Origin of the sequence: Megasphaera sp. UBA4382, from assembly GCF_002391155.1 — a bacterium.
Taxonomy (GTDB): domain Bacteria; phylum Bacillota; class Negativicutes; order Veillonellales; family Megasphaeraceae; genus Megasphaera; species Megasphaera hexanoica.
Window position 1 is genome coordinate 1 of sequence record NZ_DGRS01000071.1, and the last position, 25,245, is coordinate 25,245.

Here is a 25,245-nt window from a genome sequence, read left to right on the forward strand (position 1 = left end):
CTGCCCTGTTGCATGTTCATCGTATTCATAGGCGGCTGATATCCTGCCAGCTGGGGATCGGCCATGCCGAATACCATAGCCAGGTGAGTGAATAAGACAAAGAGTATCATGAGCACAATATGACGTTTGATTTTCATGGTGTTATCCAGCTTTTTATAGATAATTCCCAATTCCTGGAGCAGAATCAATACGGCCGGAATAATGGCCAGTACATAAGACCAGATAGAAATGTAATCAATCGGGCCTCTCCATTCAATCGTGGGGACATAGCAGGCCACGATGTAAACAGATGCACAGATAAAGAAAATACCAAGGACCAATCCACAAACATGACTGAGAGAATCCCACTTGGCACTGCGTCCGTCTTTGTACAACAGAGAAAAAGCGCCGGAAGCGAGAATCGTTTCTGCCAGTACCATCGGTACGAGCATAAATAAAATTAAAAACCAGGGCTGGTGCAGAGACAACAGCTCCATGTAGTGAGTCATTACCATAGTCATATATTATTCCTCCTTTTGAACATATCCATACTATACACGATGCATATAGAGAAATCATGTAGAAAGTATGAAGAAACTATGAAGATAAAAAAATTTATTTGTTTCACGTGAAACAAATTTTCTGTATCAACATCTAAATTACCTGCCAGATGCACCTCAGCTATACCGCCCACGAGTAAAACGTTTTAATTCTGATGGCCTGTCTAATGCCTTGAGAATCGCTTTACAAACCCGTCCCATAACGGTAGAATAGGGTTATTATAGGCTGTTTGTACTCATTATCAGTATAAGTATCAGCTGAATATATTATGGAGGTGATACCATGCATTACCATATCCGTCACGCTCTGGAAAACGTGACCGTATACAGTTATTTGAAAGATGAAGGCACATCTCTGGAAAAGGATATCATCGATTGCTCACTGGGAGTCAATCCCTGCGGTGTTACACCGACTCTGACAAAAGAAGCCTATGCCGATACGTTCGATCTGCTTCATTCGTATCCGGCCCATCCTTTTACGGAAACCCGCCGCCATATCTGCCAGTATTTTTCAGATATCGCCGATCTGGACATATCCCAGATATCCATGCAAAGCGGATCTATGAGTGCCTTGTGCCGCATCAACAGTATCTTTCTGGAAGAAGGGACGACTGTTGTAGCACCGATGCCGTGTTTCTCGTCGTATACGTCCAATGCCCGCTCCTGCGGAGCAGCCATCGTATCCGTCCCGCTGAAAGAAGAAGAGAAATTCGCCTTTGACACAGACCGCTATATTGCGGCACTGAAACCAGGTCAGCGGCTGGCTTATATCGACAATCCCAATAATCCGACAGGGCAGGCACTACCGCTGGCTGACATCCGCCGTATTCTCGACGCGGCACGAGAAAAAGAAATTGTCGTCGTCATCGACGAAGCCTACGGCGATTTTCTTGAAAAAGAAGAATCGGCCGTTTCGCTCATCAACGACTATGACAATCTGGTCATCGCCCGTACCTTTTCCAAAGGATTCGGACTGGGTGCACTCCGTGCCGGTTACATAGTCCTGCCTAAGGCAATGGTCCCGGTCCTGGCTAAAGATCCCGGCGAAATGACCATCACGACACCAGCAGACAAACTGATTCCCATTGTGCTTCAAGATCCGGGCTTTTTGAAAATGTCCAGAGAAACCATTGCAAACAATAAAAAAGCCCTCATAGATAGTCTGCACGTCCTGCATGTTTCAAAAACACGCCCCGATGTGCCTATCGGACTGTATTACACAGATGCCGATACGGACTTGGGCGCCATATTCTGGAAACATGGCATCCGCGTCGAATATGGTGTCGATTTTGAAGGAATCGGAAAACGCCACGTCCGTCTGCGCGTCCCCGATGATGTAAAACCGCTGCTTACACGTATTGCCGCTATAGAAAGCGAGCTCCAGGCATAGGGTGGGGGATACCTATGGCCGGATCCTGTCCAAATTTAAATAAAACTGGGGGAAAAAACATTGGATATCAATAAGACAGGCAAGACAAGTTTGAAAAACATTATTATTTTTGCCGGTGCCTATTGTGCTTTTATGATAGGTTCTGGCTATGCTACAGGACAGGAAGTCCTGCAGTTCTTTGGCGCGTACGGACCGGACGGTTTCATTGGCGCAGCCATCAGTATGCTCATATTTGCATTTTTTGGTGGCGCACTGATGCAAAAGGGCTATGATTTAAAATTAAAATATCACACCCAGGCTTTTCGTTATTATTGTGGAAAATATGTAGGAACCATCTTAGAATGGGTGACTGTCCTGTTCCTGTTTTCAGTCGTCTCTATCATGATTGCCGGAACAGGAGCCATTGCTTCTGAATTCGTAGGCATTCCTGCCGATGCCGGCCGTGTCTTCATGGCCGCTCTCTGCGTCCTTACGGTCATGCTGGGACTGATGAAGCTGGCCGATATCATCGGTGCCATCGGTCCTGTCATCATCGTCTTTACACTGGGCATCGGCCTCATGACGCTCATCAGCTTCCATGGCGGCTGGGCACAGAACTGGGAAGTCCTGTATGACCTGCGTGCCACTAAATCCTGGTGGTTCGCCAAGTACGCCTTCCTGGATTCCGCCTGGTTCAGTGGCGTCCTTTATGCATCCTGCATGGTATTTGGCTCTATCCCGTTCCTGACCGGGCTGGGCGGCAAGGCCAATAACCGCAAAGAAGCATTTCTCGGCGGCTTCATAGGCGGCGTCGCCCTCATGTTGGCCGGCGGCCTCATGACGGCTGCCATGCTCTGCTTCCCGGAACAGGTCGCCAAGCTGCAGGTTCCTAATCTGTTCCTGGCCCAGCAGTTCGCTCCGGCGCTGGCAGCCGTCTTTTCGATTATCCTTCTTATGGGTATTTACAGTACCGGCGCTCCTATGTTCTGGGTCGTCATCAACAAACTGGAACAATGGCTTCCCAATAAAACCGCCAAAATGGCCGTCTCCGTCATTCTGGGCATCGTCGCATTTTTCGGTGCACAGATTGGTTTCGGCAAACTGATTGGCTTCCTGTATCCACTTCTGGGACAGGTCGGCATCATCATGATCATTGTCGTCTTCATCAAAGTATATTTCATGAAAGATAAAGAAATCGGCCTGGAACGGGAAGATTCAGATAATTAACCGGCTATATCCATCACATCATAAACGGGTCCCTCCCATGACTATCCTGTTGTCATAGGAGGGACCTGTTTTATATTACCTATGAGTTTCTGCAGGCAGATGCCTTTAAATACGTAAAGCAGGTATAACAAACTCTTTCACCTGAATGAATTGATTTTTTATTCATTTTCCCATACAATGAATCCATATATCAATACCGGCAGCTACAGGGGGAAACCGTACTGCCCGGCAGGAAAGAGGGGAGTTTTTCATGTCAATTCAGCTCAGTATCGTTATTTTGTACATCCTGCTATTATTTGGTATTTCTTTGTATGTAAAACGCCGGGCCGGACAGAATCCAACAGAATACCTGTTTGCCGGCCGCAAGTTTTCTGCAGGGCTCGTCGCTGTCAGTATCACCGGTATGGCCGTCGGAGCTGCTTCCACGGTAGGTGTCGCCGAAAGTGCCACAAAGATCGGGTTGTCAGCCGGCTGGTATAATGGAGCCTGGTCCATCGGTGCCATCATTATGGGGATCGTCGCTGCCGGCAGATACCGTTCACTGGACTGCACGACCATCCCGGAACTCTTCGAACGGTGTTATGATAAAAAAGCCCGTGTCATCAGTGTCATCGGCCTGTCTCTGATCATGATATGCATTACATCTCTCCAGTATGTCGCCGGCGGATCTATACTGCACGCGCTCATGCCAGATATCTTTTCTCTTCATGGCGGGATGATTACTAGTGCCATCGTCTTCATCGGCATCACTGCCATCGGTGGTCTATGGTCGAGCGGCCTTTCCAATGTGCTCAGTGTCGCTATTATCTATGCCGGCATCGTTTATTCCATGATACGTATCCTATTGCGGGATGGCGGCATATCCGGTATCAATGCCGCACTTCCCCCTTCTGATTTTGACTGGTTCAGTCCTTTTGGCGGACTGTCTCTGGCCGTACTCCTGGGCTGGATCATTGTCATGACTACCCAGGCCATTACTGCCCAGGGGCCGGTCCAGATTGCCTGTGGCGCTAAAAATGCCACAGCGGCCCGTAAAGGATTTATCCTGGGCGGCCTGCTCATTTTTCCTGTCGGCTTCCTGTCTGCCATCCTGGGTCTGGCTGCCAAAGCCCAGTTTCCGGGTCTGAATCCAACCATGGCTCTGCCACAGATTATCATGAGTCTGGACCCGTTTTCTTCCGGAATGACCCTGGCCGCACTCTGGGCCGCCGATGTATCAACCGCCTGTACAATTCTGCTTGGGGCCGGTACTCTCGTAGCCCAGGATATTTACAAACGTTTTTTCAATCCGTCTATCTCTGAAAAAGGATATGTCCGGGCCAATCGTCTCATCATCCTGATTATCGGGGCTGGAACACTCTGGCTGGCCTTCAATGCCGTCGGCATCGTCAAAATCATGCTTATCGGTTTGTCTCTTACGACGGCCTTTACACTGGTTTTTCTGGCCACTATGTTCTGTCCATCTCTGTGCCGGAAAAATACGGCTTTTGCCACTACTTTGGTAGGTATCATCGGATTATTCCTGTGGCAGCTATGCCCGCAGATCCGATTCCTGCCTCACGTCATTTATTTTGAATGGCTAATATGCCTGATCACCTTTTTCCTGGTGTGGCTGATTGACAAAAGGCCAATCCGGACACCAGAAGTAAAAAAATAATTTATCCTATGCCACCATACAAAAAGGACCTGACACATGAAGCTGGATAGATTCATGTGTCAGGTCCCTGCTATATCTGCATCTTATTTCAAAGCATCGTCTCCCGATTTCGGCAAATCCGGCATATCGGTATTAAACCATTTTTTATACAATTTCTGGAATTCGCCTTTTTCTTTCAATTTTGCCATGGCATCGTTGACCTTTTTCATCAATTCAGTATCCTTTTTATTAAAGGCAAAGGCCAGGTATTCCGATTTTGTATTCGGAATTTCGATGACTTTGAATTTGCCTTTTCCGTCCTGGGTGAGGAAATAATCGGCGACGGGTTTATCGAGGATAGCCGCCGGCGATCCGCCTACCTGAAGTTCCATGATGACATCGGAATTATTGTCAAACTGTTTGACCGTATATCCCTGATTTTCTGCATACTGGGCACCAGTCGTGCCAATCTGGACGGCAACCTGTTTACCTGCAATGGCGTCTGCTGAATCAATGCCGCTTTCATTAGGCGTCAGGATGACTAATTTAGATTCATAGAAGGGAGCAGAGAAATTGACTTTCTGGGCCCGTTCTTTTGTCACGGTCATACCGGCAGCAGCAATATCCATATCTCCCTGCTGCAGGATGGGGATAATGCCGGAAAAAGCAATATTATTGATTTCTACGTCCCTGCCCATTTCTTTGGCAACAGCCCGGAGCAGATCCATTTCAAAGCCCTGATATTCCTTGGATTCATCGTTTTCTTTGAACTCAAAGGGAACAAAGGTAGCATTCGTCGCAACGCGGAGCGGTTTCTTCGCATCTTCTTTCTTTTCGCTGCCACATCCTGCCAGTACCGATACGGCCAGGATGCCTGCCAGACAAGCTGTCATCATCGTTTTCCATTTCATGATATATCCCTCCACATATGAATAAAAATTTGTGTTGATTTTGATATTATACACATTATTACGGCGATTGTAAATGGTTTATACAAAATATTTGCATAAAAAAGAGTTATCGCAAACTAACCCGGTCTCTGAGCATGCCTATTGTCAGGCAAAGACGGAAACGATAACTCTTTTTATACAGTACTATTATTTTTTATGCAGGAATATATAAGATATGCCTTAGCCGTGCAGTTTGTCAATCATATCATGCAATGCAGCAATCTGTTCAGCCGCTTCATGGCGGATATCTTCAGGATCACGCTGGATACGGGCCGACCCGGTTTCCATGGCAGCTTTGGCAACAGCCGCGGCTACAGCCGGGGCAACGCGCTGGTCAAACGCATCGGGAATGACATATTCATCAGTAAGTTCGTCATCACTGATGAGGCCGGCAATCGCATAGGCGGCAGCTACTTTCATGTCTTCATTGATATGCCGTGCCCGTACGGCCAGGGCACCGCGGAATATGCCGGGGAATACGAGAACGTTATTGATCTGGTTCGGTGAATCAGACCGGCCTGTTCCGACGACACGGGCACCGGCTGCTTTGGCAGAATCATAATCCGTTTCCGGGATAGGATTGGCCATAGCAAAGACGATGGCATCGTGATTCATGGACTGGATGATTTCTTTCGTAAAGATATGGGGAGCCGATACGCCGAGGAGCATGTCCGCCCCTTTTACGACATCTGCCAGTGTTCCCTGTACCTTATCCCGGTTCGTCACGGCGGCTAGTTCCGCCTGTACGGGATTGAGGCCGTCCATACCTTCATAGAGGGCGCCACAGCGGTCTACCATAGTCACATTCTGAGCACCGGCCCGGACGAGGAGACGGCCGATGGAAGCCCCGGCAGCACCGGCACCGTTGATGACGATTTTTGCCGTCTTCAAATCTTTGCCGACGCAGCGGAAAGCTCCGATGGCACCGGAGAGGGCAGCAATGGCTGTACCGTGCTGGTCGTCATGGAATACGGGGATGTCCATTTCTTTTTTCAATGTATTTTCAATTTCATAGCATTTCGGTGAAGCAATATCTTCCAGGTTGATACCGGCAAAGGAGGGCTGAAGCAGTTTGACCGTTTCAATAAATTTCTTTGGGTCCTTCGTATCCAGGCAGATAGGAACGGCATTGACACCACCGAATACTTTGAACAGGACAGATTTTCCTTCCATGACCGGCATGGCCGCTTCTGGTCCGATATCGCCAAGGCCCAGGACACGGGTGCCATCGGATACGACGGCAATCATATTGCCCCGGCAGGTCAGATCAAAGGAAAGGTCTTTATTCTTGACGATTTCCCGGCACGGCTGGGCTACACCCGGCGTATAGAGTGTACTCAGATCATTGCGGGTTTTCAAAACGGCACGGGGCATCGTTTCAATAATGCCCTTTTTGCCACGGCGTACCTTCATTGCAGCTTCATCAAAATTCATGACATTCACCTCATTGTATTGAACATAACCACACTAATTTTTATTTCTTGTTTCCTGTACATGCCTATCTTATAATGGATTTATCTATAAGTCAAAGTCTTTTAAAATTATAGAATCTATAGCATGTGACTTATACTACAAATACGAAGGGGTGACATCATGCATAGCAATTCACGGGAATGGGAATATATCACGAAAATAGCCGAAACAGGCAGTTTCTCAACGGCTGCGGAAAAATTATTTATCTCCCAGCCTTCACTGAGCCAGTTTATACGCAGGATTGAAAAACATATGGGGACAACGCTGTTTGAACGCCGCGGAAGTGGTGTCATCCTGACAGAAGCAGGGCGGATTTATCTCACAGCAGAAGAAAAAGTGCGGGAAATCTACCGCGAACGTGATAGCCGCATCCAGGACCTGCAGCAGACCGTAAGCGGTACCGTACGCATCGGCAGCTCCTATTACCGCAGTGCCACCATTCTGGCCGCCGTATTTCCGCAGCTGCACAAAACGTATCCTCATATCCATATCCAGCTGTCGGAAGGAACGACGCGGGAACTGGAAGAAGATGCCCTCGAAGGGAGGACGGATTTTTCTATTGTACTCCACCCGTTCTTCCATGCCGGCCTTGCTTATGAAGAACTGTTCCGGGAAGAACTGCTCCTGGCCCTGCCGGAAGAGCAGGCACGGCACTATGAAAACCAGGCCCGCACTGTACCTTTTTCCCAATATCCCGCCTTTGATTACCATCTGCTGGGTAATGAGCCATTCATTGTCATCAAGGAAGGGCAGAAACTGCGTCAGAATTTCTATGAATTTACCCAGAAAGCCGCTATTTCGCCGCCTGTCGTCCTGGAATCCAACGATATGGTAACAGCCCTTACCCTGGCCTCTGTCGGCGTAGGAGCGACAATCATCCCGCAAGGCCGGTCTATCTACAGCCGCCTGCCCGCCCAGCCCCGTTACTACACGCTGCGCCAGTATACGCCAGACTGGAACGTCGCCATCGCCTATAAAAAAGGCCGGTATCTCTCCCAGGCAACGCGGGCCGTCATAGACATCATCCATCAGGAAGCCCAACGGACAGCCAGTGCGGGGAAGAGAGCAGGGTAAAAAATCATAAAGAATCATACAAAGGAGTGGCCGTAATAAAGCAAGCTTAAAAATTTATTTTGTTACACCATCTTTTTTATGCAATAATCTCCACAACGTCGTACGGCTCATATAAAGCCGTGCTGCCGTTTCTTCACAGGTTTCATCAAAAATGCTCAGATTATAATTTGACTTGGGCATGGTATGAAATATGACATTAACACGTTTCATTTAAAATCGTAAAAACCGGGGCTGCCCATAACGACAGTCCCGGATTTTACATGTATATTAATTTTTTAATGGCGCATCATATGGGATTTTGCCGGAATTCCGTTGTCTTTTTCCAGGGCATCCCAGGCTTCATTGGCCCGTTCTACGAACATCTTGCGCACGGCTGTATTTTCACCGAGGCCATGAATATAGGGTGTGACTTTGAATCCTTCTTTTTCCAGGATACTCTTGTGGGAATCGGCGTCAGCACCGGCCATATCATTGTTGGCATGGTCGCCGGCGACCATCATCATGGGCATGAGTGTCACGTGCTGGATACCCTTAGCCTTCAGCATAGGAATGACCGTATCCAGATGAGGCCAGCCTTCGACGGAGTAAACGTAGACATTGCCGAGATGGGCTTCGTCAATCCGGTTCTGCAAGACAGAATAGTAGGCATTGGCCGGATGGGGCGTGCCGTGGGCCATAACCAGGACGGCGTCTTTTTCGCCCATTTTCGGGAACTGTGTAGAAAGAGCCTGCACGAATTCACTGACATCGTCGCGCTGGTTTTCCTGTCCCATCCAGTAGAGAAGAGACGTACCCATCGTCATTTTTTTGAAATCCTTTTTATACATGTCGTAAATAGCCGTATCGTAGGCGTACTCCATACCGGGGATGACATCGAGAGATGTCAGGGCCACCCGCGTATATCCCTGGGCTTTGAGGTCTGCCATGGCTTTTTCCGGTGTAGGAATTTCCAGACCTTCATTGGCTTTGATGCGATCGACGATAATATGAGAGGTGAAGGCCAGGACGACTTTCGTATCCGGATGGGCAGCCTGGATATCGGCCACCGTTTTTTCAATCGTTGCCTTACGGCTGTCTTTAAATGTCGTACCAAAACTCATGACGACAATGGCATCTTTATTGGCCGCATCCTGCATAGCCGGGTTATTATACGTACGTACGCCTATTTCTGCGGCCTGTTTGAGAGCCGGTGTCGCATCTTTGACTTCCGGATTCAGGGTATACGAGGCCTGGGCCGGCATACCCGTAAAAGTCCCGAATGCCGTAATAGCCAGGGATAACATCAATACTGTCTTCAGTTTCTTACCGAACATATCCATCACTCCTTAAGAAATATACAAACGGCCTGCCTTAATATGCAAAAGCCGCAAGGATATCCTTGCGGCTTATTGATGCGCCAATTCGCATTATAATCTCCATTCCCATCGCTCGCAGGTCCATCGGTGATTATCAGTCAGGCAGTTCTTCTGGCTTGGCTTCATGGCTTTGCTGCGCCTTCCCATACGAATCGTACAGTGACATCATTGCAGCATCGCTCTTCCTCACAGCGGCGGGACCGCGCCGGCTTCTACCGGCTTTTCTATTGAGTCTTGCGACACCTGACCTGCATATTAAACTAATTTTACTCTACCACAATCCATTACTATCTGTCAATTAACCCATACTGAATATATATCATGACAGCCGTGGAATTTCTCATATACAGTACTTATTTCTTCAAATCAAGAGACCGGATTTTTTCCCGGAGGGGCAGTACGGCCGGAGGGCTGACAGACAATTCATCGACGCCCATGCGCAGGAATGTCTCCGTCAGCGCAAGGTCTGCACCGAGTTCCCCGCAGATGCCGACCCAGATTCCTTCCTTATGGCCGTTGGCAATGGTCTGTCCGATAAGACGAAGCACGGCCGGGTGATGGGCATCGAAGAACGCATCGAGCTGAGTCTGCTGGCGGTCGATAGCCAGTGTATACTGGGTCAGGTCATTGGATCCGATACTAAAGAAATCCACTTCCTTAGCCAGTTCATCACTCATGACGGCCGCAGCCGGCGTTTCGATCATGATGCCCACTTCCATATGAGGATCGTATTTCATGCCCTGTTCATCCAGTTCACGCTGTACATCCTGGAGGATTGCCTTGGCACGGCGCACTTCACCGGTAGAAATAATCATGGGGAACATGACGGCAATGGTACCAAAGGCCGATGCCCGGCAGAGTGCCCGTAACTGCGTCCGGAACAACTCCGGCCGGGTCAGGCAGATACGGATGGCCCGCATGCCCATGGCAGGATTTTCTTCCGGGGCCAGATTGAAATAATCGACTTTTTTATCAGCACCGATATCGAGAGTACGGATGATGACTTTTTTTCCTGCCATCGTCTGGGCCGTCTTTTTATAGGCTTCAAACTGTTCTTCTTCTGTCGGATAGGTATTCCGTCCCAGATAGAGGAACTCACTGCGGAACAGGCCGATTCCTTCGGCATCATTTGAAAGGACCTGGGGCAGATTGTCAGGATTTCCAATATTGGCATAGACATCAATGTGGCGGCCATCACGGGTTATCGATTCGGTTCCGCGTACCGATTCCAATTCCTGCCGGCGCCGGATTTCTGAATCCTGCCGTTTCTTCATGCGTTCCAGTGTTTCTTCATCAGGGTCAATGTACACTGTACCCGTCATCCCATCGACGATAGCCGTTTTGCCATCGACGTCATTATGCAGCTGGGTACCGGTGCTGACAATGGCAGCGATGCCCAGTGTACGGGCCAGGATAGCCGTATGGGAATTGGTACTGCCACCGGATGTGACAAATCCCAGGATTTTGTCCGTATCGAGTTGCAATGTCTCACTGGGAGCCAGATCATCAGCGGCGATGATGACCTGATCGTATGCGCTGAAGTCAATTCCTTCACCGCCGCATAATTCCCGTTCGACACGGCGGGAAATATCCAGGACATCGGCAGCACGGGCCTGCATATAAGCATCATCCATGCCACGGAACATGGCAGCGAAATTCTGTGCCGTATGTTCTACAGCGGCTTCGGCGTTGAGTTTTTCATCCCGTATCTGGGATACGATGTCATCGACATAATCGTCATCATCGAGCATCATCTGATGCACTTCAAACACGGCAGCCTGTTCTTCACCAACTTTTTCTACAGCCTTTTCATACAGAGACTGGAGCTGGCTGATTGACGCAGCGCGGGCCGCCTGAAAGCGGCTGACTTCCGCCTCGGCATCGTCAATAGGCCGGACGGCTGTAGAAATCGTATTGCGGTGAAATAGTGCCAGCGGTCCGATGGTGATGCCGGAACTTACGCTTTTTCCTTTAAGGGTCAGCATGACTTACACCTCCCGGTTATGGCAAGGGAGGATTGCCCATGCAGTCCTCCCCGCCTCATACATTAGAAATTTTCTTTGAAAAATGTTTCCATAGCAGAAGCTGCTGCTTCTTCATCGGCACCATCTGCCTGAACTGTTATGCTTTCACCCTGTTTGACACCCAGACCCATGACGGTGAAGATTTTCTTCAAATTGCCTTTTTTACTGCCTTTGGCAATCGTCAGGGACGAGGCATATTTCTTGGCTTCTTTAACCAGCAGTCCTGCCGGGCGGGCATGGATACCCTGGGGATCGGTAATGGTGTAAGTAAATTCTTTCATGATAATTCCTCCTCTGTATGAAATCCTATGGTTTAGTTTACTCTATGTTCATTAGTATGGCAACCGTTACGACTGGGGGCGTTTTTTGCGGATAATCCCCATGATGACGGCTGCAATGACAGCGCCGGCTGCCAAAGATGCAAAATACATAGGCCAGTTGGTGACGACGCCGAAGACGAAGATGCCACCGTGCGGTGCCGGTACGGTACATCCGAAAAGCATGGAAAGGGCACCAGCTGCAGCAGATCCGATAGCGCAGGGCGGAATAATGTGCAACGGATCCGACGCGGCAAAGGGAATAGCTCCTTCTGTAATGAAGGACAGTCCCATGATAAAGTTGGTAATCGTAGACTGCCGTTCTTTCGGCGTAAATTTTTTCTTGAAGAGCAGCATGGAAAGGGAAATCGCAATGGGTGGCACCATGCCACCGATCATGACCGATGCCATGATGCCCGAGCTGACGGCCGCACCAGATGCGTCCATAAGGGATGCCGTACCAAAAACATACGCCGCTTTATTGATAGGACCGCCGAAATCGATTGACATCATACCACCCAGGACAAGGCCTAGGATGATGCGGCTGGATGTCGTCATAGATGAGAGCGTATCTGCCAGCCAGTGATTGAACACCGATGTCGGAGGATTAATGATATACGTCATGATAAGGCCGATGAGGACCAGTCCCAGTACGGGGTAGATGAGAATCGGCTTAGTCCCTTCCAACGCCTGGGGAAGATGGGAAAATATTTTTTTCAGCAGGATGATGAGATACCCGGCAATAAATCCGGCAAAGAGGGCCCCGAAGAAACCAGAACCACCAGTCGTCGCCAGGAAGCCGCCGACGATACCCGGCATGAGAGCCGGCCGTTCACCGATACTGGCAGCAATATAACCGGCCAGGATAGGCATCATCATACTGAATGCCAGTCCGCCGACGTTTTTCAGGAATGCCGAAAGAGGAGTTCCTGTACCAAACTGGGCCGTACCGGCATTACCCATATCGAAAAGAAATGCCAGGGCAATGAGAATCCCGCCGCCAATGACGAAGGGCAGCATGTGGGATACGCCGTTCATCAGATGCTTATATATCTGACGGCCTGTACTTTCGCCGCTTTCCGCCTCTGTTACCGCTTCCGACTCAGAAGCCGTACCATGGAATACAGGCGGTGTCCCGTCCAGGACCTGCCGGATGAGAGCCTGCGGCTCTTTGATTCCTGCCGCCACTTTGACGAAGAGGACGCGTTTGCCATCAAACCGTTCCACCGGTACGTCTTTATCGGCAGCGACGATGACACCGGCAGCACGGCGGATATCATCCGCCGTCAGGTGATGCTTGACACCGCCGGAACCGTTCGTTTCAATCTTGATATCGACACCCATTTCAGCAGCCTTCTGTTCCAGTGCTTCCGCTGCCATATAGGTATGGGCAATGCCGGTCGGGCAGGCCGTAACGCCGATGACATAAGGGCGTCCGGCATCTGGTGCGGCAGATTGCGTTTCCGTATCTGTCACATCATCGGATACGGCATTGCCGTCTACAGCAGTTTCTTCAGCCGCCGCTTCAGCTGCGTCTTCAGCCAGCTGGGCCGTTTCGGCATCGGTGATGATCTGCAGGTATTCATCAGCCGATGCAGCCTGCATCAGTTTTTCCCGGAAATCATCATCCATGAGCATCCGGGAAAGGCGGCTCAGAACTTCCAGATGAATATTGGCACCACCGGCAGGGGCTGCAATCATGAAGAACAAATAGGCCGGTTCATCATCGAGGCTTTCGTAATCGACGCCCTGACGGACAATCATCGACGCCAGGCCTGGCGTCGCTACGGCGTCGGTCTTGGCGTGGGGAATCGCTATGCCTTCACCGATTCCCGTACTGCCTTCTTCTTCCCGGGCAAGGACACAGGCCTTGTAGGCTGCCGTATCTTTCAGATGACCGCCCTTTTCCATCAGTCCCACGAGATGATCGATAGCCCCGGCTTTATCAGCAGCCCGGGCCTGCAAATCAATACTTTCTTTTTTTAATAAGTCTGCAATACGCACGGAATTTTCCTCGCTTTCCAGAAAACGCACATCGGTCACAGTGTTTTATACAATTTCTTTATTTCCTTTTCGCCAGCAAGCCAGTCCTGGAACGCTGTAGCACTGCCGGCAGCAATCCCCCATTTCAGCGCTTCTTCCAGACTGCCGCCAGATGCTTCAAAACCAGCCAGGAAACCGGCTACCATGCTGTCACCGGCACCGACGGAATTCACCAGCCGGCCCTGGGGAGACGGACGGCGGTAGATCTTTCCATCTTCACCGAGAAGCAGGGCCCCGTCACCGCCGAGAGAAACGAGGACATTGCGTGCTCCCATGGTCTGGAGCCGTTTGGCACACATGATGATTTCTTCATCCCTGTGCAGGACAACACTGAAGAGTTCACCCAATTCATCCTGATTGGGCTTGATGAGAAACGGCCGGTAGGCAATGACGTTGCGCAGCAAGTCACCGGTGGCATCGACAACCGTGCGGATATGGCGAAATTCCATGCGTTTCAGGATTTGTTCATACATATCGCCCGGAAGAGTAGAAGGAATGCTGCCGGCCAGTACCAGCGTGTCTCCTTCATCCAGAGCTTCAATTTGTTTCATGAGCTGTTTCAGTTTATCCTTCGGAATAACCGGCCCCATTCCGTTGACAGCCGTTTCTTCTTCCGCACTGATTTTCATATTGATACGGGAATACCCCTTGTCCAGACGGATGAAATCACAATCGCCTCCGTTTTCTTCACAGAGCCGTTCAATTTCCTGCCCCGTAAATCCGGCCATAAAGCCCAGCATCCGTGCCGGTATGTGGAGATTTCCCAGGACAAGCGCTACGTTGATGCCCTTGCCACCGGGATAAATCGTTTCCTTTTCAGCCCGGTTAATGGCACTAGCGGCAAATTTTTTCATGTGAACGACATAATCTAGAGAAGGATTAAAGGTAACGGTATAAATCAAAGCACATGCACCTCCGTCAATTTCTTATAAGGAGCAAAATCGACATCCCGGCTGCTCCGTGCCGTTATGACTGACACGCCTGTAAGAGGCGCAAATGTAATATGGGAAGCCAGGCCGAATTTGCTGCCATCCGCCAGTATATAGGCCCGCCGGCACTGGGAAAAGGCCGCGGCCTTGGCAGCAGCTTCTTCTGCGTCCGGCGTCGTACAACCTTCTTCCAGGCTGATACCATTGGTACCAAAAAAGCCATAGGTAAAATGATACTGCGCCAGTGCCTGAAGGAGTTCACTGCCGACGACGGATGCAGTCGTTCCCCTTACATGGCCTGGCAGCATATGGACAGATATGCCATTCCGGGCCAGTTTTTGTGCCAGGGGCAGGCTGTTGGTCAGAAAGGATGCCCCTGACCCTGTCAGAAAATCTGCCATCTGTTCCACCGTCGATCCCGCATCAAGATACACAAAATCGCTATCAGTCACGCAGGAAGCAGCATACTGGGCTATGCGCCGTTTTTCCGTCATATGGAGAGAATACTTATGTTCCAGTTCTTCCATATTGGCTTCATACACCCCTTCTTCAGAAGGCAGTGCCGTTGCCCCGCCATGAACACGGCGAAGCCGGCCGTCCCGGTTCAGGACCGACAAATCACGCCGCACCGTCGCTTCAGAAACCTGAAAATAATCAACCAGTTCCTGTACGGAAACAGAACCGCCGGCCGTTACCAGCCGTACCATCTCATCTTGTCGTTCTTCTGTCAGCACATATATCACCTACCTCTGTACAATCAGAATTACTTTTTATACCCCGTATTATACAAACATTTTCATTCATTTTCAATCACGTTCAATCATTATATTGAAATAGCAATCATTTCCGTTCATTTATACTAGAAGGTAATAGAAAAAACGGCTGCCACACGAAGCAACTATTTCATGTGACAACCGTTTTCTGATATGCTTTTCGCCTTTATAAAAACTATTTGAAAAATTTACATCTGTTACTGCATGCTGTGTTCTTTCTGTACACTGGCTGCTACAGCATTGTCGCTGGTAACAATACCATGACGCGTCTTGTATTTGAGGAAGAGCATAATGGCCAGAGCCAGTACGAAACAGCCAGAGAAGAACTGCAGTGTAATGGCATAACTGTTGGTCGTTTCCTTAATGAGCGACAGGACCAGGGGACCAGCAACGCCAGCAGCTCCCCAGGCCGTCAGGATCCGGCCGTGGATGGCACTCAGTTCCCGCGTCCCAAAAAGATCGGAAAGGTAGGCCGGCATGCAGGAGAAACCGCCACCATAACAGGTAATGATGAGCAGGACGAGTATCTGGAAACTGAAAGCTCCCGTGACATGGGACAGCTGCCAGAATGCCAGGATTTCAATAGTAAAGAACAGGACATAGGTCATAGAACGGCCCAGGTAATCGGAAACAGTAGCCCAGGCAATGCGGCCGGCGCCGTTCATGAATCCGATTATGCCGACCATCGAAGCCGCTGCCATCGGCGACATGCCGACGACTTCCTGAGCCATAGGAGAGGCGACAGCCAGAAGAGCAATGCCACAGGTAATATTGGTAAAGAAGAGCCACCAGATAGTATAGAGCTGCCACGTCTTCATCGCTTTTTTTACGCTAAACTGAGGCATGGCATCGGCATAGACCGGCGTATGGCAGGAACCGGCTTTGCGAAGAGCCGCATCGGAAACGGGGACTTCTCCCGGTTTGGGTGGAGCCAGATACAGAGAAGAAGCCGTCATGATGACCATATATACCGTGCCCAGGATGAGAAAATTGGGAATCAGGCCCAGATGCTGGACCAAAAGCTGCATGACCGGACCGGCAATCATACTGGCAAAACCAAATCCCATGATAGCCAGGCCCGTCGCAAAGCCACGGTTGTCCGGGAACCATTTGACCAGTGTCGAAACGGGAGTGATGTAACCTGTTCCCAGACCAATACCGCCAATGACTCCGTAGAAGAGATATAACAGAGGCAGGCTGTGGAAATATAACGCTGCAGCCGTGCCGAACATGCCACTGCAGAAAAAGGTCATGGCCAGCAGACCCGACTTACGGGGTCCGATTTTCTGGACGAAGCTGCCGAGAAAACCAGCAGACAGTCCTAAAAACAAAATAGCCAGGGAAAAGGTCCACGTCGTATCTTTGAGAGAAAATCCCATAGCCTGCATGATAGGACGGGTAAGGACACTCCAGGCATAGACACTGCCAATGCAGATGTGGATGCCCATAGCAGACAACGCAATAAGCCAACGGTTCTTTTTCATGAATCCATCTCTCCTTTGCGGTCGGCCGGCAAAGAGAGTGCAAAAAAAGCACCGGCCGGCTGGCCAAAGCATATTTTCATATCTTTGCCCAGACGGTCGGCGCTTTTTCTAAACGATACAGTCCACGTGGTTATTCCACTTGATTCCGTCAGGCCTGCATCGCATATTTTCTTGATATTCTTTCATTATATCAGGAAACATCTGTCTGTCAATAGGGAGCCTGTCTTATTTTTCATTCTGATTTTCCGCAGCAATCCGGGCCGCCTGTTTCTGCTGGGCTGCTATCTGGGATAAGGTCTGTCCTGCCGGCGCATCGCGCAGGACATAGGCTTCATCGGCATCAGCCGGTGCATTAGATGCACGGCCAGTCTGTGTTACAGCCTGGGAAGCGGTAACCGCTGCTTTTTCGGCAGCTGTCGCCGTCGTTGCCGTCGTTACATTCTTTACAGCAGCTTCTGGGGCCGACAGGCGTTCAAAGCCATAGGTCAGGAGAGCTGCCGCATCACCAGCACGGTCACCGCTGTTGAGTATGGACGCAACCAGGGTATGACCATTACGCGTAGCAGAAGCTACCAGACAAGGGCCGCCATCGTTAGTCGCACCGGTCTTGATGCCGTCAGCTCCCGCAAAACCGCTGGTGAGAAATTCATTCGTCGTTTCGCAATGCTTCGTACCACTGTCTGCATAGGGCATGTCAAAGGAAGCATGATTGACGAGTCCCCGGAAATCGGCTGATTTCATGGCATAGGCGCCAATTTTTGCCAGGTCTCTCGCCGTAGAATAATGATTTTCATCAGGAAGTCCGGCCGGATTGGTGAAGTGCGTATGACTGGCCCCAATAGATGCCGCTTTTTCATTCATAGACTGAACAAAGCTGTCCAGAGACGGCGAAACCGTAACAGCCGCATCATATGCCACATCACAGCCCCCGACCGTCATCATGCCCGTCAGGGCATTGCGCAACGTCACCTTGTCACCGGGATAAATGCCGAGACGGCTCACATCGCCGGCCAGCTGCTGGGATGCATCGGATACGGTCATGACCGTATCGAGTTTTCCCGATTCGACGCCAAGGATGCTGGTCATCATCATAGTCGTACCGCCAGGATACATGCGCTGATCTGCATTTTTGGCATACAGTTCATTGCCCGTCGCAGAATCGATGACGCAGGCTGACTGAGCATCGATCTGCGGTTCTTCTGCCAGTGCCGATGCACTGAACATCGTAAAGCAGGCTGCCAGGACGACAGCTATAGACGTTTTCAAAGACATAATCATACACCCTTTCTCCTGAAGTTTTTATTTTATAATGGATGTTTTGCCGCCATTTTGGGTTTGCGCGGGTATTTAGCCGGACTCGTGCCACTCTTGCGGATATAGAGGACCGCCCGTTTATCGGAAAGCCCGGGAAGCGTTACCGGGCGGACTTCTTCCAGTGTCCCTCCCAATATGCGCAGGGCATTGGAAGCCTCTTTGATTTCTTCCTCATATTGCGCTCCTTTAAGAGCAATGAATAAGCCATTGTTCCGCACGTAAGGCAGCGCCCATTCACAGAGAATGGAAAGGCGGGCCACCGCCCGGCTGGTCACCAGATCAAACTGTTCCCGGTATGCTTCCTGATGGGCCATTTCTTCAGCCCGCCCGTGAAGGAACGCCACCTTCCGGAGGCCCGTTTCCCGGCATACTTCATTCAGGAAGTTCAATCGCTTCTGCAGGGAATCAAAAAAAGTCACCGTAAGATCCGGCCGGAAAATAGCCAGGGGAATACCGGGAAAACCGGCACCCGTACCGAGATCCAGCAGGGAGGCATCCTTTGGAAAATACCTTTCATCATAACAGGACAAGCTGTCAGCCATGTGTTTGACTGCTACTTCACCCGGATCGGTAATGGCTGTCAGATTCATGACTTTATTCGTTTCCAGGAGCAGTTCTTCAAACCGGCAGAACTGTCGTATCTGATAGTCTTCCAGTACAAGTCCCATAGCTTCCATAGCATGGATGAGGTCATTTTGAAACATGGCCGCCCTCCCGCTGATACTGTTCCAGATAAATGAGAAGGGCCGTAATATCTGCCGGAGAAACGCCGGAAATACGGCTGGCCTGCCCAAGCGACCGGGGCCGGATTTCATCAAGTTTCTGCCGCGCTTCACCGGACAGCGTATCAATATCGGCATACACAATGTCGTCCGGCATGAGTTTTTGTTCCAGACGGTTCATTTTTTCTACTTGTTCCATCTGGCGGCCAATATATCCTTCGTACTTGATCATGATTTCGATTTCTTCTTTGACATCGGCATCCAGTTCGGGAAGATCAAAAGTCTGGCACAGTTTGTCATACGACAGATCCTGACGGCGCAGTAATTCATAGGCCGTTATGCCCGTATGGACCGGAGCCGTGCCGAGAGCATCCAGTTTTTCCGCCATCGCTTTGCTCGGTGTAATGGAAATGGATCGCAAAGCGGCGATGCCATCAGCAATAGCTTTCTTTTTGGCACAAAATACGTCGTACCGTTCCTGACTGACCAGACCGATATCATAGCCTTTCTGGGTCAGACGCAGATCGGCATTATCCTGACGGAGGACGAGGCGGTATTCACTGCGGCTGGTCATCATGCGATATGGTTCCTGCGTTCCTTTCGTAACCAAATCGTCAATGAGTACGCCAATATACGCTTCCGAACGGGTAAGGATAAAAGGATTTTTTCCCTGCACCTTGCGGGCAGCATTGATACCGGCAATCAGGCCCTGGGCTGCTGCTTCTTCATAGCCGCTGGTACCATTGGACTGGCCGGCAGAAAACAGGCCGCTCACTTTTTTCGTTTCCAGGGACGGTGTCAGCTGCAACGGGTCGAGGCAGTCATATTCAATAGCATATCCGGGCCGCATGATTTTCACATCTTCCAGCCCGGGAATGGTGCGCAGGAATTCGTATTGGACATCGATAGGCATACTGGTACTCATGCCCTGGACGTACATTTCTTCCGTAGATTGTCCTTCTGGTTCGATAAAGAGCTGATGCCGCTTTTTATCGGCGAAGCGGACGATTTTTGATTCAATGGAAGGGCAGTACCGGGGACCGATACCTTGTATGATGCCATTGCACATGGGTGCCCGGTCAAGATTATCGCGGATAATTTTGTGCGTTTTTTCGTTGGTAAACGTCAGCCAGCAGCATTCTTTATTCCGGTTTTTCCGTTCTGACAGGAACGAAAAGGCATGACCATCCGTATCACCTTCCTGCACAGCCATTTCATCCGTACGAAGCGTACGCCGGTCTACCCGGGCTGGTGTCCCCGTCTTGAAACGCATGAGTTTCAATCCTGCTTTTATCAGCGACCCGGACAGATCTTCTGCCGAGCGCTGGCCGATAGGACCTCCGGAATAGGTGCATTCGCCGATGATGATTTTACCTTTCAGATATGTCCCGGTCGCCAGGATGACACAGGATGCGCCATAGACTTCCCCCAGTTCGGTCTGTACGCCGGTTACTTTTCCGTCTTTTGTAAGGAGGTCCGTAATCATGAGCTGCTTGACATCGAGATGATCCTGATTTTCCAGTGTTTTTGTCATGGTCATCTGATACAGTTTTTTATCTGACTGGGCACGCAGGGAATATACGGCTGGCCCCTTGCCCGTATTGAGCATACGCATCTGCAGGCACGTCAGGTCCGTATTGATTCCCATCTGGCCACCCAGGGCATCGATTTCCCGTACGAGGTGGCTCTTTCCCGGCCCTCCTACAGCAGGATTACAGGGCATAAGAGCAATATTATCAAGATTCAATGTCGCCATCAAGGTTCTGGCACCCAGACGGGCACTGGCAAGGGCTGCTTCACAGCCGGCATGGCCGGCACCGATGACGATAACATCATACGTATCTACTACATACATGGAATTTCCTTCCCTTTCGCAATACATTTGCAATCTATTTATCATTTACCCAGACAGAACCGGCTGAATATTTCTTCAACAATATCATCGTGAACCGTATCGCCTGTAATCGAGCCCAGCGTATCCCACGCCTGACGGATATCGATGACAGCACAATCCAGAGGCATTCCATCCTGCAACGACTGCCGTGCCCGTTCCAGAGCTTCTGCACTCTGCCGTACCAGTTCTATATGGCGGGTATTGGTCAGAAGAGCGCTGGGGCCATCGGTAAAGCCGCCTTTCAGCACTTCCTGCAGGAGTCTGTCCTTCAACTCTTCCAGACCGTCCCCGGTACTGGCCGAAATGGGGCAGATTGGGAAGCCATAGGTGCTCAGGTCCTGGCTGGTCATGACAGACGGCAGATCCGTCTTATTTAGGACAATAATGACATTTTTATCTGCCGCAGACTGGAGGATATCTTTGTCTTCATCCGTAAGGGGACGGGAACCATCTATGACAGCCAGGATGATGTCTGCCTGGTCCAGATACCGACGGGCCCGGCTGACGCCAATTTTTTCGACTGTATCATCCGTTTCCCTGATACCGGCTGTATCGACGAGGCATACGGGAACGCCGCGCAGGGTAATCCATTCTTCTAATACATCCCGTGTCGTACCCGGCACGTCCGTAACGATGGCCCGTTCTTCCTGAAGAAGACGGTTCAGGAGACTCGACTTACCGGCATTGGGCGTACCGGCAATAGCGGCCATGACGCCGTCGCGGATCATGCGCCCGTTCTGGGATTCTTCCAGCATATGCTGCAGTTTTTCCTGCATTTCCTGCAAAGCACCGGATACGTCCGGCACAGCAATATCTTCCAGATCTTCTTCCGGATAATCAATCATGACTTCCAGCCGCGTCACCAGCTCGGTCAGTTCTTTGCGGGTCTTATTGATGACCTTGGAGAGCCGGCCCTCCAGCTGGCTTACAGCACTGGTGAGACCGGCCCTGCTTTTAGCCTGAATCACATCCATGACGGCCTCAGCCTGGGCCAGGTCGATACGGCCATTGACAAAGGCCCGTTCCGTAAATTCACCGGGATTGGCCATGCGGGCACCACTGCGCAATATGAGCTGCAAGATAGATTCCAATGCTTCCCGGCCGCCATGGCACTGGATTTCCAATACGTCTTCTGCCGTATAGGAGTGAGGGCCTTTCATGATAAGGGCCAGGACTTCATCGATACAGGTCCCATTTTCATCGACAATAGTCCCGTACTGAATAGAACGATCACGGCGTTCCTTCAGGGGAACTGCCGATTTACTTTTAAATATTTTATCTCCTACAGCATAGGCATCGGGTCCGCTGATACGGATTGCACCGATACCGCTTTCTCCCAGCGGTGTCGTAATCGCCGCAATGGTATCTGCCGTATCGTACATACAAACACTCCTTTCTGACAGGACTACAGGCGGACCGGTCAGATAACAAAAATGGCCAGATACCAGCGGTCCGTGAAAGATTCACTAACCAACTGACACTGACCACTGGTCACTTGCTCCGTTAGCCTTATTCAGCGTAATAAATGACGACATGACGGTACGGATCCTGACCTTCACTTTCCGTACGGACATGTTCGGCGTCCTGAAGTGCTACGTGGATAATTTTCCGTTCATAGCCGTTCATCGGTTCCAGGACGACTTTATCACCTTTCTTTTTCACCCGTCCAGAAAGGCGCAAAGCCAGCTGCTTCAGCGTTTCTTCCCGGCGGTGGCGGTAATTTTCGACGTCGAGCATGATGAAATGCCGCGTTTCTTTTCCCTGATTGGTTGTCAGATTGGTAAGATACTGGAGTGCATCCAGCGTCTGTCCATGTTTGCCAATGAGGATACCGAGATTTTTTCCATGGAGATGAAGGATAATTTTGTCCGGCTTGATCATTTTTTCAATCATGACCTGCATGCCCATATTCTTCAGGACTTCCTGGAGAAATTCCCGTGCTTTGGCAGCCGCTTCTTCAGCGGTAAAATCTTCTACGGAATCTGCTGATTCTTCTGCAGGAGAATCTGTTACGGAATCTTCCCCGTCATCGGCAGGACTAGCTGTTTCCGGTTCGGCCGGATCAGCAGCTGGTTCAGACGCAGACTGTGGTTCTGCCACTGCTTTTGTTTCCGTAGCGGCGGTCTGTTTTTCTGCTTCTTCTGCCTTGCGCACATCTTCCTGCTGCCGCTGCAGCACGTGTTCTGCTTCTTCTTTGGCTGTCACGCGGACGACGGCAGGCTTGCTGCCAATGCCGAGAAAGCCGCTTTTCGGTTCGGCCAGCACTTCTACCGTCACTTCATCACGGGTCAATCCCAGCTGTACCAGACCGGAACGGACAGCATCTTCTATCGTTTTTCCTGTCGCTTCTACATGATTCATGCGTTAGCAGCTCCTTTCTTTTTGCCGCGGAACATGATGATCTGCTGCAGCCACTGGAATACGTTGGATACAACCCAGTAAATGACAAGGCCACTGGGGAAACTGATGCTGATCCAGCCAATGAAAAGAGGCATGACAATCTGCATGATTTTCTGCTGTTTGGCCTGGGCTTCATTCATCGCTACCTGGGCACCGCTCATCTGTTTCTGGATAGCAAAAGTGGAGATAGCTGAAAGAATAGGCAGAATATAAGTAGGATCGGCATCGCCGAGACTGGGCATCCAGAGAAAACTCTTGTATGCTTCATCATAGGGATATTCACGCAGGGCATAAAATATGGAAATAAGGAACGGCATCTGGATAAGGATAGGCAGACAGCCTGAAAACGGACTGACTTTTTCTTCTTTATACAATTTCTGCAGGGCCATCTGCATTTTTCTTTGGTCGCCCTTATACTTTTTCTGTAATTCCTTGACTTTCGGCTGAATTTTCTGCATGCCTTCCATAGAACGGATTTGTTTAGCCGTCAGAGGCGCCAGTATCAGCTTGATGATAACCGTCAGCAAAATGATGGCAATGCCATAACTCGGATACCCGACCATATGGGTAAACTGGTAGCAGTAATCGAGAAAAACGGACATAATGCCAGACAGCACGTCCATGATTCCGCTAAAAAAACTCAATACTCTCAACTCCTGTCGAAGATTAAAAATGAAAAAATCAGACAGCCTTCATTTCATCTGCCTGATACCTAGGGTACAGGATCATATCCGCCTTCATGAAAGGGATGGCATTTTAAAATGCGCCTGATTGCTAAATAACTCCCTTTCAGTGCGCCGTACTTCTGCAACGCTTCAATGGCATAAGCAGAACATGTAGGATAAAAACGGCAGCACGGCAGATGCAGCGGAGATATGCACATCTGATAAAAACGTATCAGGAATATGAATAAGGATTTCATTCACATCGCTTCTTCCATACGTTCGCCCGGCGGAACAATTGCAGGATGCTCCGCTCAGCTTCTTGATATCCAACCTGTTTTAAATAGCCGCGCCCAATCAGTACCAGATCATAACCGTCTTTCAGCTCGTATTGATGGAGGCGGTATACTTCCTTCATCAGCCGGCGGCACCGGTTGCGTTCTACGGCACAACCGATTTTTTTGCCAGTTACAAAACCGATACGGGTTGGCTGTTTGGGAGAACGGGGCAGTACATACAATACGGCCAGGCGGTTGACAACAGATCTGCCATGGCGGTATACGAGCTGGTATTCCCGGTTTTTGCACAGCCTCTTCTCTTTGTTTAACTCGTACATCGTATAGTTCCTAAGCTTGTAATTCCTAAAAATGGCAGAAGAACAGAAAAATTCCTTCCAGGAACTTTTCTGTTCATCTCGTAAAAATTAAGCAGAAAGCTTCTTTCTGCCTTTCATGCGGCGTTTTTTCAAAACCATACGGCCACCTTTAGTCTTCATTCTTTCACGGAAGCCATGAGTTCTTTTCTTCCACAATACATTCGGCTGATATGTCTGTTTCAAGATAGACACCTCCTTCTTATCGATACAACGTATATTGAATTTACACCATAACAGTGTAATTATAGACAATCCCCCTGCCGATGTCAATTGTTTATTGGAAAAATTTGAAAAGACTGGGTTATCCAAAAAAGCAGAGATATAGACGGAGTATATAGATGCTTTATTAAATATAATCAAAGCCTAACATATATATAACCAATTTCTAACTTCTATTTGTGCACA

The 25,245-nt window shown here is 49.8% G+C and carries 23 protein-coding genes and 2 riboswitches; of the genes, 4 read left to right on the forward strand and 19 right to left on the reverse strand.

Annotation, left to right across the window (positions count from 1 at the left end):
* The coding region (locus B4H10_RS08405) for a DUF6803 family protein (protein WP_292018632.1) at positions 1–500 on the reverse strand (500 nt) is incomplete at its 3' end.
* A 322-nt stretch (positions 501–822) separates the two neighbouring features.
* On the opposite strand from B4H10_RS08405, the gene B4H10_RS08410 reads away from it, so the two are divergent.
* From B4H10_RS08410 to B4H10_RS08420, 3 genes are all read left to right on the forward strand, one after another.
* Positions 823–1,929: a pyridoxal phosphate-dependent aminotransferase gene (locus B4H10_RS08410; protein ID WP_059076245.1), complete on the forward strand. Its 1,107-nt coding sequence runs from the start codon at positions 823–825 to the stop codon at positions 1,927–1,929.
* 60 nt (positions 1,930–1,989) lie between these two features.
* On the forward strand, positions 1,990–3,135 hold the full coding sequence (locus B4H10_RS08415; protein ID WP_240937112.1) for a hypothetical protein: 1,146 nt from the start codon (positions 1,990–1,992) through the stop codon (positions 3,133–3,135).
* Positions 3,136–3,385: 250 nt separating this feature from the next.
* Positions 3,386–4,792, forward strand: a complete 1,407-nt coding sequence (locus B4H10_RS08420; RefSeq protein ID WP_170087335.1) for a sodium:solute symporter family protein — start codon at positions 3,386–3,388, stop codon at positions 4,790–4,792.
* Positions 4,793–4,875: 83 nt separating this feature from the next.
* Here the strand turns inward: B4H10_RS08420 and B4H10_RS08425 are convergent, their stop codons facing one another.
* A complete protein-coding gene (locus B4H10_RS08425) occupies positions 4,876–5,682 on the reverse strand; it encodes a basic amino acid ABC transporter substrate-binding protein (RefSeq protein ID WP_059076243.1) in 807 nt (268 codons plus the stop codon).
* Positions 5,683–5,901: 219 nt separating this feature from the next.
* On the reverse strand, positions 5,902–7,155 hold the full coding sequence (locus B4H10_RS08430) for an NAD(P)-dependent malic enzyme (protein WP_292018633.1): 1,254 nt from the start codon (positions 7,153–7,155) through the stop codon (positions 5,902–5,904).
* A 159-nt stretch (positions 7,156–7,314) separates the two neighbouring features.
* On the opposite strand from B4H10_RS08430, the gene B4H10_RS08435 reads away from it, so the two are divergent.
* A complete protein-coding gene (locus tag B4H10_RS08435; RefSeq protein ID WP_113855163.1) occupies positions 7,315–8,268 on the forward strand; it encodes a LysR family transcriptional regulator in 954 nt (317 codons plus the stop codon).
* Between the two features lie 275 nt (positions 8,269–8,543).
* On the opposite strand, the gene B4H10_RS08440 is transcribed toward B4H10_RS08435, so the two are convergent.
* The 16 genes from B4H10_RS08440 to rpmH form a co-directional block, all read right to left on the reverse strand.
* The gene (locus B4H10_RS08440; protein WP_395754073.1) at positions 8,544–9,581 is read right to left on the reverse strand and encodes a sirohydrochlorin cobaltochelatase; all 1,038 of its coding nucleotides are present in this window, start codon (positions 9,579–9,581) and stop codon (positions 8,544–8,546) included.
* A gap of 126 nt (positions 9,582–9,707) precedes the next feature.
* Positions 9,708–9,885, reverse strand: a riboswitch (cobalamin riboswitch).
* A 91-nt stretch (positions 9,886–9,976) separates the two neighbouring features.
* Positions 9,977–11,608, reverse strand: coding sequence for a phosphoenolpyruvate--protein phosphotransferase (ptsP, locus tag B4H10_RS08445; protein ID WP_292018634.1), 1,632 nt, complete (start codon positions 11,606–11,608; stop codon positions 9,977–9,979).
* A 62-nt stretch (positions 11,609–11,670) separates the two neighbouring features.
* Complete coding sequence (locus B4H10_RS08450) at positions 11,671–11,928, reverse strand: HPr family phosphocarrier protein (RefSeq protein WP_292018635.1); 258 nt, start codon at positions 11,926–11,928, stop codon at positions 11,671–11,673.
* Between the two features lie 66 nt (positions 11,929–11,994).
* Complete coding sequence (locus B4H10_RS08455; RefSeq protein WP_059076380.1) at positions 11,995–13,968, reverse strand: PTS fructose transporter subunit IIABC; 1,974 nt, start codon at positions 13,966–13,968, stop codon at positions 11,995–11,997.
* A gap of 35 nt (positions 13,969–14,003) precedes the next feature.
* Positions 14,004–14,909, reverse strand: coding sequence for a 1-phosphofructokinase (gene pfkB / locus B4H10_RS08460; RefSeq protein ID WP_292017673.1), 906 nt, complete (start codon positions 14,907–14,909; stop codon positions 14,004–14,006).
* Positions 14,906–15,670: a DeoR/GlpR family DNA-binding transcription regulator gene (locus B4H10_RS08465; protein WP_059076236.1), complete on the reverse strand. Its 765-nt coding sequence runs from the start codon at positions 15,668–15,670 to the stop codon at positions 14,906–14,908. Before B4H10_RS08465 ends, pfkB begins: the two co-directional genes overlap by 4 nt.
* 236 nt (positions 15,671–15,906) lie before the next feature.
* A complete protein-coding gene (locus tag B4H10_RS08470) occupies positions 15,907–17,193 on the reverse strand; it encodes an L-lactate MFS transporter (RefSeq protein WP_292018636.1) in 1,287 nt (428 codons plus the stop codon).
* Positions 17,194–17,272: 79 nt separating this feature from the next.
* A riboswitch (ZMP/ZTP riboswitch) is annotated at positions 17,273–17,359 on the reverse strand.
* A gap of 59 nt (positions 17,360–17,418) precedes the next feature.
* The gene (locus B4H10_RS08475) at positions 17,419–18,471 is read right to left on the reverse strand and encodes a D-alanyl-D-alanine carboxypeptidase family protein (RefSeq protein ID WP_292017674.1); all 1,053 of its coding nucleotides are present in this window, start codon (positions 18,469–18,471) and stop codon (positions 17,419–17,421) included.
* Positions 18,472–18,497: 26 nt separating this feature from the next.
* Positions 18,498–19,211 carry a 16S rRNA (guanine(527)-N(7))-methyltransferase RsmG gene (gene rsmG / locus B4H10_RS08480; protein WP_292017675.1) on the reverse strand — a complete coding sequence of 238 codons (714 nt, stop codon included), beginning with the start codon at positions 19,209–19,211 and terminating at the stop codon, positions 18,498–18,500.
* Entirely contained in the window at positions 19,198–21,084 is a 1,887-nt protein-coding gene (mnmG, locus tag B4H10_RS08485) for a tRNA uridine-5-carboxymethylaminomethyl(34) synthesis enzyme MnmG (RefSeq protein WP_059076232.1), read from the reverse strand. Before mnmG ends, rsmG begins: the two co-directional genes overlap by 14 nt.
* A 41-nt stretch (positions 21,085–21,125) precedes the next feature.
* Entirely contained in the window at positions 21,126–22,505 is a 1,380-nt protein-coding gene (mnmE, locus tag B4H10_RS08490) for a tRNA uridine-5-carboxymethylaminomethyl(34) synthesis GTPase MnmE (protein WP_059076231.1), read from the reverse strand.
* A 127-nt stretch (positions 22,506–22,632) separates the two neighbouring features.
* The gene (gene jag / locus B4H10_RS08495; RefSeq protein WP_059076230.1) at positions 22,633–23,484 is read right to left on the reverse strand and encodes an RNA-binding cell elongation regulator Jag/EloR; all 852 of its coding nucleotides are present in this window, start codon (positions 23,482–23,484) and stop codon (positions 22,633–22,635) included.
* Positions 23,481–24,167 (reverse strand): YidC/Oxa1 family membrane protein insertase, encoded by a 687-nt coding sequence (locus B4H10_RS08500; protein ID WP_369814267.1) that lies wholly within the window; start codon positions 24,165–24,167, stop codon positions 23,481–23,483. The genes jag and B4H10_RS08500 overlap by 4 nt, the downstream gene beginning before the upstream one ends.
* Positions 24,168–24,235: 68 nt before the next feature.
* Positions 24,236–24,445 carry a membrane protein insertion efficiency factor YidD gene (gene yidD, locus B4H10_RS08505; RefSeq protein WP_059076229.1) on the reverse strand — a complete coding sequence of 70 codons (210 nt, stop codon included), beginning with the start codon at positions 24,443–24,445 and terminating at the stop codon, positions 24,236–24,238.
* On the reverse strand, positions 24,442–24,801 hold the full coding sequence (gene rnpA / locus B4H10_RS08510; RefSeq protein WP_059076228.1) for a ribonuclease P protein component: 360 nt from the start codon (positions 24,799–24,801) through the stop codon (positions 24,442–24,444). The genes yidD and rnpA overlap by 4 nt, the downstream gene beginning before the upstream one ends.
* Before the next feature lie 87 nt (positions 24,802–24,888).
* Complete coding sequence (gene rpmH, locus B4H10_RS08515) at positions 24,889–25,023, reverse strand: 50S ribosomal protein L34 (protein ID WP_059076227.1); 135 nt, start codon at positions 25,021–25,023, stop codon at positions 24,889–24,891.
* Positions 25,024–25,245 lie beyond the last annotated feature (222 nt).